7 protein-coding genes and 2 rRNA genes (1 of these 9 running past the window's edge) are annotated in these 13,801 nt (G+C 60.3%); 8 read left to right on the plus strand and 1 reads right to left on the minus strand.

Going from position 1 to position 13,801, the window contains the following annotated elements:
• From ACX3YD_RS19465 to ACX3YD_RS19500, 8 genes are all read left to right on the plus strand, one after another.
• Positions 1-586 (plus strand): 23S ribosomal RNA (locus ACX3YD_RS19465) (it extends 2,306 nt beyond the left edge of the window).
• A gap of 149 nt (positions 587-735) precedes the next feature.
• A 5S ribosomal RNA gene (gene rrf / locus ACX3YD_RS19470) occupies positions 736-851 on the plus strand.
• Between the two features lie 218 nt (positions 852-1,069).
• Entirely contained in the window at positions 1,070-4,522 is a 3,453-nt protein-coding gene (gene recC / locus ACX3YD_RS19475) for an exodeoxyribonuclease V subunit gamma (RefSeq protein ID WP_458960798.1), read from the plus strand.
• Positions 4,519-8,211, plus strand: coding sequence for an exodeoxyribonuclease V subunit beta (gene recB / locus ACX3YD_RS19480; RefSeq protein ID WP_458960799.1), 3,693 nt, complete (start codon positions 4,519-4,521; stop codon positions 8,209-8,211). The genes recC and recB overlap by 4 nt, the downstream gene beginning before the upstream one ends.
• Entirely contained in the window at positions 8,208-10,316 is a 2,109-nt protein-coding gene (gene recD / locus ACX3YD_RS19485; protein WP_458960800.1) for an exodeoxyribonuclease V subunit alpha, read from the plus strand. Before recB ends, recD begins: the two co-directional genes overlap by 4 nt.
• 119 nt (positions 10,317-10,435) lie before the next feature.
• Positions 10,436-11,011, plus strand: a complete 576-nt coding sequence (locus ACX3YD_RS19490) for a YfiR family protein (RefSeq protein ID WP_458960801.1) — start codon at positions 10,436-10,438, stop codon at positions 11,009-11,011.
• Positions 11,008-12,276, plus strand: a complete 1,269-nt coding sequence (locus ACX3YD_RS19495) for a diguanylate cyclase domain-containing protein (protein ID WP_458960802.1) — start codon at positions 11,008-11,010, stop codon at positions 12,274-12,276. The genes ACX3YD_RS19490 and ACX3YD_RS19495 overlap by 4 nt, the downstream gene beginning before the upstream one ends.
• 57 nt (positions 12,277-12,333) lie before the next feature.
• Positions 12,334-12,786 (plus strand): OmpA family protein, encoded by a 453-nt coding sequence (locus ACX3YD_RS19500; protein ID WP_103404074.1) that lies wholly within the window; start codon positions 12,334-12,336, stop codon positions 12,784-12,786.
• On the opposite strand, the gene ACX3YD_RS19505 is transcribed toward ACX3YD_RS19500, so the two are convergent.
• Positions 12,783-13,730, minus strand: a complete 948-nt coding sequence (locus tag ACX3YD_RS19505; protein WP_458960803.1) for a LysR family transcriptional regulator — start codon at positions 13,728-13,730, stop codon at positions 12,783-12,785. The genes ACX3YD_RS19500 and ACX3YD_RS19505 overlap by 4 nt on opposite strands.
• Positions 13,731-13,801 lie beyond the last annotated feature (71 nt).

Raw genomic sequence — 13,801 nt, forward strand, 5'->3', positions numbered from 1 at the left:
TAGAGTATAAAGGCAAAAGCGCGCTTGACTGCGAGACAGACACGTCGAGCAGGTACGAAAGTAGGTCTTAGTGATCCGGTGGTTCTGTATGGAAGGGCCATCGCTCAACGGATAAAAGGTACTCCGGGGATAACAGGCTGATACCGCCCAAGAGTTCATATCGACGGCGGTGTTTGGCACCTCGATGTCGGCTCATCACATCCTGGGGCTGAAGCCGGTCCCAAGGGTATGGCTGTTCGCCATTTAAAGTGGTACGCGAGCTGGGTTTAGAACGTCGTGAGACAGTTCGGTCCCTATCTGCCGTGGACGTTTGAGATTTGAGAGGGGCTGCTCCTAGTACGAGAGGACCGGAGTGGACGAACCTCTGGTGTTCCGGTTGTCACGCCAGTGGCATTGCCGGGTAGCTATGTTCGGAATAGATAACCGCTGAAAGCATCTAAGCGGGAAACTAGCCTCAAGATGAGATCTCACTGGAACCTTGAGTTCCCTGAAGGGCCGTCGAAGACTACGACGTTGATAGGTTGGGTGTGTAAGCGCTGTGAGGCGTTGAGCTAACCAATACTAATTGCCCGTGAGGCTTGACCATATAACACCCAAGCAATTTGCGTCGAAAGGCCAGATTGCGGTGTGTGAAGACGCAATGAACCGAAAGTTCGCAACCATTCACAAAAGCCGCACAAACTATCGCATACCCAATTTGCTGAAGCGTCGAAAGACGGTTCGGTACCCGAATTTCTTGACGACCATAGAGCATTGGAACCACCTGATCCCATCCCGAACTCAGCAGTGAAACGATGCATCGCCGATGGTAGTGTGGGGTTTCCCCATGTGAGAGTAGGTCATCGTCAAGATTAAATTCCAAAACCCCTATCTGCGTATGCAGGTAGGGGTTTTGTTTTTGTCCGCAGGAAAGTACTGCGCCGGAAATGGCCGCGGCAGCGATGACGTTACTGTCTGAGGCCACCCGCAGCCCTGAAGTTCTTCGCGAGCGAGCTCGCTCCTACAATGAAGCAAGTCGCCTTCAATGCTAAAGTCGTCCCTCGATTTTGAGCTTTCCAAGGAAGCCTTTATGCCGGATGCAACGTCCCTCAGTGCTGGTTTTATGGTGGTTCACGGCAACCGCCTCGACGAGTTACGCAGCCTGGTGGTGAGCTGGATGCGGCGTTACCCGCTGGCACCCTTGGAAAATGAAATTGCACTTGTGCAGAGTAATGGCATTGCGCAGTGGCTCAAGTTGGCACTGGCTGAAGACTCTGAAGAAGATGACATGGGCGGCTGCGGTATCGCCGCTGCCATCGACGTACAGTTACCGGGCAGCTTCATGTGGCAGCTGTATCGCATGGTCCTTGGTCGTGACGAAATTCCGGTCACTTCCCTGCTCGATAAGGCTCCCTTGACCTGGCGCCTGATGCGTCTGCTTCCGCAACTGATCAATCAACCGCATTTCGAGCCCCTGCAGCGCTTCCTGACCCATGACACCGATCTGCGCAAACGCTATCAATTGGCTGAGCGGCTGGCGGATTTGTTCGACCAGTACCAGGTGTACCGTGCCGACTGGCTCGAAGACTGGGCTGAAGGTCGGCATCAATTACGCAACGGCAGAGGTGAAGCCAAACCGCTGACCCCGGCCAATTGCTGGCAAGCGGAATTGTGGCGCGCACTGCTGCTGGATGTCGGCGAAGAGGGCATGGCGCAAAGCCGCGCCGGTGTACACCAGCGGTTCATCGAGCGGATCAACCGCCTCGATGTTGCCCCTGTCGGGCTGCCTTCCCGGGTCATCGTTTTCGGCATTTCGTCTCTGCCCGCACAGGCCCTGGAAGCCTTGGCCGGACTGGCTCGTTTCAGCCAGGTGCTGCTGTGCGTGCATAACCCGTGTCGCCACCATTGGGCGGACATCGTCGCCGATAAGGACCTGCTGCGGCATCAATACAAACGCCAGGCTCGCAAGAACGGCATGCCGGTTGTACTCGACCCGCAAACCCTTCATCAGCATGCCCATCCGTTGCTGGCCGCATGGGGCAAGCAGGGGCGGGACTATATCAACCTGCTCGATAGCTACGATGATCCCAACAGCTATCGCTCTGCGTTTCGCGACGGCCGCATCGACCTGTTCAGTGACAGCCAGCCCCTGAACATGCTCAATCAGTTGCAGGACGATATCCTTGAGCTGCGTCCCCTGAACGAGACTCGCGAACGTTGGCCGGCTGTAGATCTGGAGACAGATCAGTCGATCCGTTTTCACATCGCGCACAGCGCTCAACGTGAAGTCGAAATCCTTCACGATCAATTGCTCGCACGTTTCAGCGCCGATGCAGATTTGCGTCCACGGGATGTGATCGTCATGGTCCCGGATATCGACAGTTATGCCCCGCATATACGAGCAGCGTTCGGCCAGCTTGATCGTCATGATCCGCGTTTCATTCCCTTCACGCTCGCTGACCAAGGCCAGCGTGGCCGCGACCCGCTGCTGATCGCCGTCGAACATCTACTCAAGCTGCCGGACAGCCGTTTCCCTGTCAGCGAAATTCTCGATCTGTTGGATGTCCCGGCATTGCGCGCTCGCTTCGGCGTTGAGGAGCGTGATCTGCCCACCCTTCACCGCTGGATTGAAGGCGCGGGTATTCGCTGGGGCATGAATGCCGAGCAGCGGGCAGGATTGGGACTGCCGCAGGCGCTGGAGCAAAACAGTTGGCGTTTTGGCCTGCGCCGGATGTTGCTGGGTTATGCCGTGGGCAGTGGCAGCGCTTGCGAAGGTATCGAACCCTACGACGAGATCGGCGGGCTGGATGCCGCGCTCATTGGCCCACTGGTGGCGTTGCTCGATGCGCTGGAGATCGCCCACCACGAACTCACGCAGCCGGCATCGCCCCGGCAATGGAGTGTGCGATTACAGGCGTTGATGTCATTGTTCTTCCAGGCCAGTAACGAGCATGACGACTATTTGCTGACCCAACTGGAAGCCTTGCGCGAAACCTGGCTCGAGAATTGTGAATCGGTAGGCTTGCAGGATGAACTGCCCCTGACCGTCGTCCGTGAGGCCTGGCTGGCCGGTCTCGATCAGGGACGCTTGTCGCAGCGTTTTCTGGCCGGAGCCGTTAACTTCTGCACCTTGATGCCCATGCGAGCCATTCCCTTCAAACTGGTCTGTCTGCTGGGGATGAATGACGGCGACTACCCGCGTGCACAGCCTCCATTGGATTTCGATCTCATGGGCAGTGACTACCGCCCCGGTGATCGATCGCGACGCGAAGATGACCGTTACTTGCTGCTGGAAGCGCTGTTGTCGGCCCGTGACCAGCTCTACATCAGTTGGGTCGGCCGTAGTATCCGCGATAACAGCGAACGCCCGGCGTCGGTGCTGATCGGCCAGCTCCGCGACCACCTGGCCAGCGGCTGGCGATTGACCGACGCCAACGAGGACCTGCTTGAGACCCTCACTCAGGAACACCCTTTGCAGCCTTTCAGCGCGCGTTACTTCCATGAAGGCGATGCGTTGTTTAGCTACGCCAATGAATGGCAGGTGCTTCATCACGCTGCCGAACAAGCAGTTGATATCGAAATACTGGAAGCCCACGTTCCGGAAGAGCCGCTGGGTCTCGGCCAATTGCAGGACTTCCTGCGCAACCCTGTGCGGCATTTCTTCAGCCAGCGCTTGAAGGTGTTTTTCGAAGCTGCCGAAGTGCCTTTGGCGGATGAAGAGCCCTTTGTGCTCGATGCACTGCAACGCTATAGCCTCAGCGACAGTTTGCTCGACGCCGCACTGACGCAACCGGGCGAAGTCGATCAGGTATTGGAGGCGCAGGCCCGGCGCCTGCAAAACAGTGGGCTGCTGCCGATGGCAGGATTTGGCGAATGCCTTCAGCAAGAGTTGATAGAGCCGTTACCCGATCTGCTGCAACGCTACCATCAGCTCCTGGCCTTATGGCCGACGCCGCTGACCAGTGCCCTGCCGGTCAATCTGGAGCTGCATGGTCTGCCTGTCGAGGGTTGGCTCAGCGGTCTGCACCAACGAGCGGACGGTGGTTTGCTCTCGGTCACAACCATCCCCAACAGCATCGGCTCGATCAAGTCACGCAAATGGCATCGCCTGACGCGACCCTGGGTCAATCATCTGGTCGCTTGCGCCAGCGGCATGGCCATGACGACTGCATTGGTGGCCAGTGACGACAGCCTGGTACTTGATCCGATGGAGCAGGCGTCTGCATCGCGAATTCTGGGGGACCTGTTGCTGGCCTGGCAATCGGGCATGCGCCAGCCGCTGCCGATTGCCGTCAAGACTGCGTTCGCCTGGTTGGGTCAAACCGAGCCGGTCAAAGCCGAAGCGGCCGCTCGCAAAGCGTATGAAGGTGATGGCGTGAACACTGACGGGGAGCGAAGGGAGAGCGTGGCGCTGGCCCGTCAATTCGCTGATTACGATGCACTGACCGCCGATGAGACGTTCGTCGATTGGTGCAGCGCGTTGTATCGGCCACTACTCGAGGCAACTTGGCGCTCGTTGTCCAGCGAGGAGGCGCGCTCATGACCGGCAAGACACCTCTGGCCCTGGCATTCCCGCTGCGCGGCAGTCAACTGATCGAAGCCAGTGCCGGGACCGGCAAGACGTTTACCATTTCTGCCCTGTATCTGCGCCTGGTCCTTGGCCATGGCGGCGAACCGAGTGGTTTCGGGCGCGAGCTATTGCCGCCGCAAATCCTCGTCGTGACCTTCACCGATGCTGCCACCAAAGAGCTGCGCGAACGCATTCGCACACGGCTGGCAGAAGCCGCCCGGTATTTCCGTGATGAAACATCGGCACCCGATGGGCTGATTGCAGACCTGCGTAACGAGTACCCGCCCGAACAGTGGCCCGGTTGCGCGAACCGCCTGGACATCGCCGCCCAGTGGATGGACGAAGCCGCCGTTTCGACCATCCACAGTTGGTGTCAGCGGATGTTGCGTGAACACGCGTTCGACAGTGGCAGCCTGTTTACCCAGACCCTGGAAACCGATCACAGCGATTTGCTCGGCGAGGTCTTGCGCGATTACTGGCGACTGTTCTGCTACCCGATGCAAGGCGATACCCTGAACTGGGTGCGCAACAACTGGGGTGGCCCGGCCGCATTGTTGCCGCGCGTTCGCGGACTGTTCGCCAGTGAGCGCGACAGTATTGAAGGTAAAGAACCTGTCGAACTGATCACCGAATGTCTGCAGCAACGACGGGCGGCCTTGCTCGAACTCAAGAGGCCGTGGCGTCAGTGGGCGGACGAGTTGCTCGCCATCTGCCACGAGGGTGTTGCCAGCAAAAATGTCGACGGTCGCAAGATGCAGGCGCGTTACTTCGAGCCCTGGTTCGAGAAACTCAAAGCCTGGGCCGAGGATGAATCCCTTGAGCAACTGGACATCGGCACTGGTTTCACGCGCCTGACGCCCGAGGGTATGGCCGAAGCCTGGAAGAAGGGCGACGTGCCCAGTCACCCTGGCCTGGACGCAATGCCCGGCCTGAAAACCGCACTTGAGCAATTGCCGACGCCTGATGCCGCCGTGCTGCAACACGCCGCCCGTTGGGTCGGTGCACGCTTCGAAGAAGAGAAACGTCGCCGTGCGGAAATGGGCTTCGACGACATGTTGCTGCGTCTTGATGCTGCGTTGCAATCCGATGGCGGCGAGCGCTTGGCCGCCCTGATCCGCGAGCAGTTTCCGGTAGCGCTGATCGATGAGTTCCAGGACACCGACCCAGTGCAGTACCGGATCTTCGAGAGCATCTACTGCATCGAAGACAACAACCCCGAAAACGGCCTGTTTCTGATCGGCGACCCGAAGCAGGCGATTTACGCCTTCCGCGGTGCCGACATCTATACCTACCTTCGAGCGCGTCAGGCCACTGCTGGCCGACTGCACACCCTGGGCACCAATTTCCGTTCCAGTCATGGCATGGTCGGTGCCGTGAACCATGTCTTCGAGCGTGCGGAATCCCGTGAATCCGGGCGTGGTGCGTTCCTGTTCCGCGAAACGAACGGCGACAACCCGGTGCCGTTCCTGCCGGTCGACTCCCAGGGCCGTAAAGAAGTCCTGTGCGTCGATGGTCAGGTCGTACCGGCCCTGAACATCTGGCACTTGTCCGCCGAGCAACCCTTGTCTGGTGCGGTTTATCGGCAACAACTGGCGGCCGCCTGTGCCAGCGAGATCACCGGACTGCTCAATGGCGGGCAACAGGGGCTTGCGGGTTTCACTCAGGATGGCAAGGACTTCAGAGGGCTGTTACCCGCGGACATTGCGATCCTGGTCCGTGATGGCAAGGAAGCGCAGGCTGTGCGTGCCGAACTCTCGGCCCGTGGCGTACGCAGCGTTTATTTGTCGGACAAGGACTCGGTGTTCGCCGCTCAAGAAGCTCACGATGTGCTGGCCTGGCTCAAGGCCTGTGCCGAGCCGGATGTCGAACGCCCTCTGCGGGCTGCGTTGGCCTGTATCACGCTGAATCTGTCGCTGGCGGAACTTGAGCGGCTGAATCAGGACGAACTGGCCTGGGAATCGCGGGTGATGCAGTTCCGCAGTTATCGCGAGATTTGGCGCAAGCAGGGCGTGTTGCCCATGTTGCGCCGTCTGCTGCATGACTTCCAGCTGCCCCAGGCGTTGATGGCTCGCAGCGATGGCGAGCGAGTGCTGACCAACCTGTTGCACCTCTGCGAGTTGTTGCAGCAGGCGGCGGCCGAACTGGATGGCGAGCAGGCCCTGATCCGACATCTGTCCGAGCATCTGGCATTGTCCGGCCAGGCCGGCGAAGAGCAGATCCTGCGTCTGGAAAGCGATGAGCAACTGGTCAAGGTCGTGACCATCCACAAATCCAAGGGGCTGGAATATCCCTTGGTGTTCCTGCCGTTCATTTGTTCGGCGAAACCGGTGGATGGCAGCCGACTGCCGTTGCATTACCACGACGCCACGGGCAAGGCCCAGGTGACCTTGAGTCCGACCGCCGAGTTGATTGCCCTGGCCGATGATGAACGTCTGGCCGAAGATTTGCGCTTGCTCTATGTCGCCCTGACCCGGGCGCAGCATGCCTGCTGGCTGGGCGTGACGGACCTCAAGCGCGGCAATAACAACAGCTCGGTGCTGCACCTTTCGGCACTGGGTTATCTGTTGGGCGGCGGCGCTGCATTGGCTGAATCGGCAGGGCTGAAGCGTTGGCTGGAAGACCTGCAACAGGACTGTGCCGCGCTGGCTTACGGCGAAATGCCCGAAGCCACCGCCGAGCATTACCACCCACCGCAGAACGAAGCAGCGTTACTGGCCCCGTTGATGCCGAAACGCAAGGCCAGCGAAAACTGGTGGATCGCTTCCTACAGCGCGTTGCGAATCAGCGACATCCTGAGTGTCGGCAGCGTTGAAGCGCCGGAGAGCCCGCAGGCGCAGAAACTCTTTGACGACGAACGTCTCGATCCACAAGCGCCCCATGAAATGGTCGCCGGGGGCGCCGATATCCATCGATTCCCTCGCGGTCCGAACCCGGGCACCTTTCTTCATGGATTGCTCGAATGGGCGGGCGGCGAAGGTTTTACCGCCAGCCCTCAGGCCGTGGAAGATGCGATCGCCCGTCGCTGCAATCGCCGTGGCTGGGAAGGCTGGATCACCACGTTGAGCGATTGGCTGCAGCACTTGCTCAAATCGCCGTTGCCGGTCGGTACAGGGCACCCGCCGGTGGTTTTCGAGCGACTGACCCAGTACCAGGTCGAAATGGAATTCTGGTTCGCCAGCCACAAGGTCGACGTGCTCAAGCTCGACGCGCTGGTGTGCCAATACACGCACAACGGCGTGGCGCGGGTAGCCGCCGAACCCGTGTTGCTCAATGGCATGTTCAAGGGCTTTATCGACCTGACCTTCGAGCACGACGGTCGTTACTACGTCGCTGACTACAAATCCAACTGGCTAGGCGTCGACGACGCGGCCTACACCGAACAGGCCATGGAGCAGTCGATCCTCGACAACCGCTATGACCTGCAATACGTGTTGTACCTCCTGGCGCTGCACCGGCAACTCAAGGCCCGGCTGGCCGATTACGACTACGACCGGCATGTCGGCGGCGCGTTGTACCTGTTCTTGCGCGGCACGCGTGCCTCCAGCCAGGGCGTGTACTTCGCCCGCCCTCCAAAAGAGCTGATCGAACGAATGGACCGGCTGTTTCAAGGTAAGCCAGAACCCAAGGCCGAACCCGCCTGGGAACAGGGAGTATTGCTATGAGCCGCACCTTCGCTGACCTGTTGCCCACTTCATTGGCCGCCGAGAGCCTCGCCGAGCTTGCCCCCCTGAGCCGTGCTGACGACTTGCTGTTGCTGCTCACCCGCTGGGTCGAACGTGGCTGGTTGCGTGCACTGGACAAAGCCTTCGTGGCCTTTCTTCATGAACTGGCGCCGGACGATGATCCATTGGTGCTGCTGGCCGCGGCATTGACCAGTCACCAGTTGGGCCACGGGCATGTTTGCCTCGACTTGTTCGAGACATTGAAGGAGCCGGACTTCGCCCTGTCGCTGCCACCGGAGGGTGATCTGCACAGTGGCGCGATGGTGTTGCCATCGCAGTTGCTGGTCGCGCTGGACGGCGCCCATTGGTGCAAGGTGCTGGCCTCCAGCAGTCTGGTCGCGTTGGCGGCCGACGGGTGTGAGGCGGTGCAAAGCCGTCCACTGGTGTTGTCGGGCAAGCGCCTGTACCTGCGCCGTTACTGGGCTTACGAGCGCCGTATTGACAACGCGCTGCGTCAACGCCTGGCCGAACACGAAGCAACCCCCGGCGACTTGTCCGAGCGCCTCAGCGGACTGTTCGGTGTGGCCAAACCGGGGGACGTGATCGACTGGCAGAAACTGGCCTGCGCCCTCGCTACCCGAGGCGCCTTCAGCATCGTCACCGGCGGACCGGGAACCGGCAAGACGACCACTGTCGTGCGCTTGCTGGCGTTGCTTCAGGCGCCAGCGGTGGAGGCGGGCAAACCGCTGCGCATTCGTCTCGCCGCCCCGACCGGCAAAGCGGCGGCGCGCCTGACCGAATCCATCAGTCAGCAAGTCAGAACGCTGAAAGTCACCGACGCCATACGCCAGAAAATCCCTTCGGATGTCACCACCGTGCACCGTCTGCTCGGCAGCCGCCCCGGTACGCGACATTTCCGTCACCACGCGGGCAATCGCTTGCCGCTGGACGTGTTGGTGGTGGACGAAGCCTCGATGATCGACCTGGAAATGATGGCCAGCCTGCTCGACGCGCTGCCAGCCCATGCTCGCCTGGTGTTGCTGGGCGACAAGGATCAGCTGGCATCGGTCGAGGCCGGTGCTGTGCTGGGCGATTTGTGTCGCGATGCCGAGGCCGGTTGGTACAGCCCGCAAACACGCCAGTGGCTGGAAGCCGTCAGTGGCGAAAGCCTGGCGGCCAGTGGCTTGCAGGAAGACACCCAGGGCACTCACCCACTGGCCCAGCAAGTGGTGATGCTGCGTCACTCGCGGCGGTTTGGCGAAGGCAGTGGAATCGGTCAACTCGCCCGTTGGGTCAATCAACAGCAACCGGATGAAGCCCGCAAATTGCTGGCGGCTCGCAGCCATGACGATGTGTTTTCCCTGTCCCTCAAGAACGAACAGGACCGGGCGCTGGAGCGCCTGTTGCTCGATGGCCATGGCGAAGGACCACAAGGTTACCGGCATTACCTGAGCTTGTTGCGCACCCAGCGGCCGGCCCTCGACCGTCCGCTCGATGAGGCGTGCTGGATGGAGTGGGCGCGGGATGTCCTGAAAGCCTTCGACGCTTTTCAGTTGCTGTGCGCGGTGCGCAAGGGACCCTGGGGCGTCGAGGGCTTGAACCGGCGAGTGACCGACGCATTGCTCAAGGCCCGTCTGATCGACAGCGACCAGCAGTGGTACGAGGGACGGCCAGTGCTGATGACCCGCAACGACTATGGCCTGGGCCTGATGAACGGCGACATCGGTATTGCGCTGAAGCTTCCCGAGCGTGATGGGCCTGACGCCGGCAAACAGGTGCTTCGCGTGGCGTTCCCGCGCAACGACGGACAGGGCGGGGTGCGTTTCGTCCTGCCCAGTCGACTCAACGACGTTGAAACCGTGTATGCCATGACCGTGCATAAATCCCAGGGCTCGGAATTTACCCACACCGCGTTGATTCTGCCCGATGCCCTGAACCCGGTGCTGACCAAAGAGTTGATCTACACCGGGATTACCCGGGCCAAGGACTGGTTCACCTTGATCGAGCCGCGCGCCGGGGTCTTTGAAGAAGCGGTCAGGCGCAAGGTCAAACGCTTGAGCGGGCTGATGCTGGAGCTCAAGGAAGAAGTAGAAACGATAGGCTGAGCCAGGCGTCACGAGGCTGCGCAAACGGTTCGAAGTACGATCGTGCACAGTCTCGCTGGCGTTTAAACGCTGTGCTATCGTTGCGGCATCATTTCGTTACGTTCGAAGAGAATCCCTGCATGAAGGTGGCTGTCAGGACGACAGGGCGTGTGGTTGGCTGCAAACAAGCGCTGCTTGCCGGTGTTCTCTTTGTGTTGTCTGGCGTGGTTTTCGCTCAGTCGCAAGCACCAACGGGCATGGCCGACCAGCGGGCCAGATCGGTCACGCAAGTGGTGCTCGGGATTCTCAGCTATGCCCGTTGGCCAGTTGAGCCTGCGCAACTTCGGCTGTGCATCGTCGGCCCCACCGAATACACCGACGATCTGGTCAAAGGCACGACCCAGTCGACCGGCCGGCCCGTGACGGTGCAGCGGCTTCTGGCTGACAATCCGGCTATCACCAGTGAATGCGATGCGGTCTACATCGGCAAATTGACCCAGGAAGAGCGCGGACGGCTGTTTGCCTCGCTGACCGGTCGCCCGGTGCTGAGCATCAGCGAAAGCGACGATCAATGCGCAGTGGGCAGTCTGTTTTGCCTGCGGGTCAGTGATGATCAGGTGTCCTTTGACGTCAACCTCGACTCCGTTGCCCGCAGTGGCGTACGCATTCACCCAAGCGTGCTGCAACTGTCCCGACGCAAGCCGGCGGCACCATGAGCCTATTCAAACCGGGCAGTCGCCCGACTTTGCGCTCCGTCCTCGGCCGCGGTCATCTGATTGTCGCGCTGGTGGGCGTGGCGATGGCCAGTGTCTCCTTGACCTTGCTTGGCGTACTGGCCTTGCGCGTTTATGCCGACCACAACCTGCACCTGATCGCACGTTCGATCAATTACACCGTGGAAGCCGCCGTCGTGTTCAACGACAAAGCCGCCGCCACCGAGGCGCTGGCGTTGATTGCGTCCACCGAAGAAGTGGCCGATGCCCAGGTACTGGACGCACGTGGTCAATTGCTGGCGCGCTGGCAGCGGCCGGAAACCGGGTTATTTTCCAGACTCGAAATGCAGATCGCCAAGGCCTTTCTGGAAAAACCCATCAACCTGCCGATCATCCATCAGGATCGGCAGATCGGCAGCATTTTGCTGACCGGCCATGGCGGCAACCTGATGCGCTTTTTGCTCAGTGGCCTGATGGGTATTGTGCTGTGTACGGCGATCAGCGCCTGGGTCGCGTTCTCTCTGGCACGCCGACAGCTTCGCGGGATCATTGGTCCACTTCGTAATCTGGCCTCGGTGGCTCATGCCGTGCGCAGCGAGCGTGCCTTCGACCAACGCGTGCCCGCCGCTTCCATTGCCGAACTCGACAACCTGGGCAACGACTTCAATGCCCTGCTCGATGAGCTGGAATCCTGGCAAACCCACCTGCAAAGCGAAAACGAAACCCTGGCCCACCAGGCCAGTCACGACAGCCTCACGGGGTTGCCGAACCGGGCGTTTTTTGAGGGGCGGTTGATACGGGCATTGCGCAATGCCAACAAACTCAACGAGCGGGTGGCGGTGCTGTTTCTCGACAGCGATAGGTTCAAGGAAATCAACGACAACTTCGGTCATGCCGCAGGGGACGCGGTGTTGGTCGCCGTGGCCGATTGCGTGCGGGCGCAACTGCGGGAAGAGGATCTGGTCGCTCGCTTGGGCGGCGATGAGTTTGCCGTGCTGCTGACACCGCTGCACAAGATCGAAGACGCCGAGCGCATTGCCGACAACATCCTGGCCAGCATGGAAGTCCCCATCCCGTTGCCGGGCGATCATCAAGTGCTGACCTCACTCAGCATCGGCATTGCCGTCTACCCCGATCATGGCGCGACACCGGTCGCGTTACTCAGCGCGGCCGACACGGCGATGTATCAAGCCAAGCGCCTTGCCCGAGGCGCTCAACACACGGCAGGGGCGGAGCACCCTGTCGCCGATGTTCAAATCAGGAGCTAATTTCCCGTGTCCTCACTCATTCAGCGTTCCCTGCGACTGTTCACGATCACCCTGGTAATGGCCATCCTGACCCTGACGGGTTGCCAGTCGGTCCCGCAAAAAGGTCTGACCCCGGCGCAGATTGCCGTGCTCAAGCAACAAGGGTTCAAGCTGACCGATGAAGGCTGGGCGTTCGGCCTGTCCGGCAAAGTGCTGTTTGGCAGTGATATCGACAGCCTCAACCCGCAGAGCACCGCGATCGTCGAGCGCATTGGCAAATCGTTACTGGGTGTCGGGATCGAGCGCGTCAGAGTCGATGGTCATACCGATGCGTCCGGCAAAGAAGCCTATAACGAACAGCTTGCCCTGCGCCGGGCAAAAAGCGTCGCCACGGTGCTGGCCAGCACCGGTATGAAACAGGACAACATCCAACTGCGTGGGCTTGGCAGCAGCCAGCCCGTGGCCTCCAACGACACAGCGGACGGCCGTGCGGAAAACCGCCGCGTCTCCATCGTGGTGAGCGCCGACTAATCGGCGAACAACATCGCCCGACTTTCCCCCATCAACAGCCGCTGATTCTGCTCAGTGACCGAACGGATGTAATCCCACAACAGGGTGATCCGCTTGAGCTTGCGCAGGTCTTCGCGGCAGTACATCCAGAACTGCCGGGTGATGTTGATTTCTTCCGGCAGCACCGGCAGCAGGCGTGGGCCTTGAGCGGCGAGGAAGCACGGCAGGATCGCCAGTGACCGGCCCTGCTGCGCTGCCACGAATTGCGCGATCACGCTGGTGCTGCGCAGATTGGCACTGGCACCGGGTAGCACGTTGGCCAGGTACAGCAGCTCCGAGCTGAACGCCAGGTCGTCGACATAGCTGATGAATGAATGCTCACTGAGGTCGGCCGGGCGGCGGATTGCCGGGTGTTTGTCCAGGTATTCCTGGGTCGCATACAGCTGCAGGCGATAGTCCGTCAGTTTGCAGCAGACATACGGCCCGTGTTCCGGGCGCTCCAGGGCGATGACGATGTCCGCCTCGCGTTTGGACAGGCTGATGAAGTGCGGCAGCGGCAGGATGTCCACCGAAATGGCCGGGTAGGCGTCGACGAAATGGCTAAGCTGAGGCGTGATGAAAAAACTGCCGAACCCTTCGGTACAGCCCATGCGCACATGCCCTGACAACGCCACCCCGGAGCCGGACACCTGCTCGCAGGCCATGTGCAACGTGCTTTCGATCGACTCGGCGTACCCCAGCAATCGCTGGCCTTCGGCGGTCAGGACGAAACCGCTGGTCCGGGACTTCTCGAACAGCAACGTCCCCAATGAGGCTTCCAGCGAACTGATGCGCCGCGACACGGTGGTGTAGTCGACGGCCAGGCGTTTGGCTGCGGTGCTGGCCTTGCGGGTTCGGGCAACTTCGAGGAAAAACTTGAGGTCGTCCCAGTTTAGCGAGCCTAAAGACGTGATGTTTTTTTGCATGATGGACCGGCTTTTATGTGCGTTCTTATTAGAAGTTTGCACATCTATACTCCAAAAACAGTCCCACAACC

It is taken from the genome of Pseudomonas fluorescens group sp. PF-1, assembly GCF_054481335.1.

Coding starts and splice junctions, on each gene's coding strand:
- recC (WP_458960798.1), top strand. CDS start 1,070: ATGCCGGATGCAACGTCCCTCAGTGCTGGTTTTATGGTGGTTCACGGC.
- recB (WP_458960799.1), top strand. CDS start 4,519: ATGACCGGCAAGACACCTCTGGCCCTGGCATTCCCGCTGCGCGGCAGT.
- recD (WP_458960800.1), top strand. CDS start 8,208: ATGAGCCGCACCTTCGCTGACCTGTTGCCCACTTCATTGGCCGCCGAG.
- ACX3YD_RS19490 (WP_458960801.1), top strand. CDS start 10,436: ATGAAGGTGGCTGTCAGGACGACAGGGCGTGTGGTTGGCTGCAAACAA.
- ACX3YD_RS19495 (WP_458960802.1), top strand. CDS start 11,008: ATGAGCCTATTCAAACCGGGCAGTCGCCCGACTTTGCGCTCCGTCCTC.
- ACX3YD_RS19500 (WP_103404074.1), top strand. CDS start 12,334: ATGGCCATCCTGACCCTGACGGGTTGCCAGTCGGTCCCGCAAAAAGGT.
- ACX3YD_RS19505 (WP_458960803.1), bottom strand. CDS start 13,730: ATGCAAAAAAACATCACGTCTTTAGGCTCGCTAAACTGGGACGACCTC.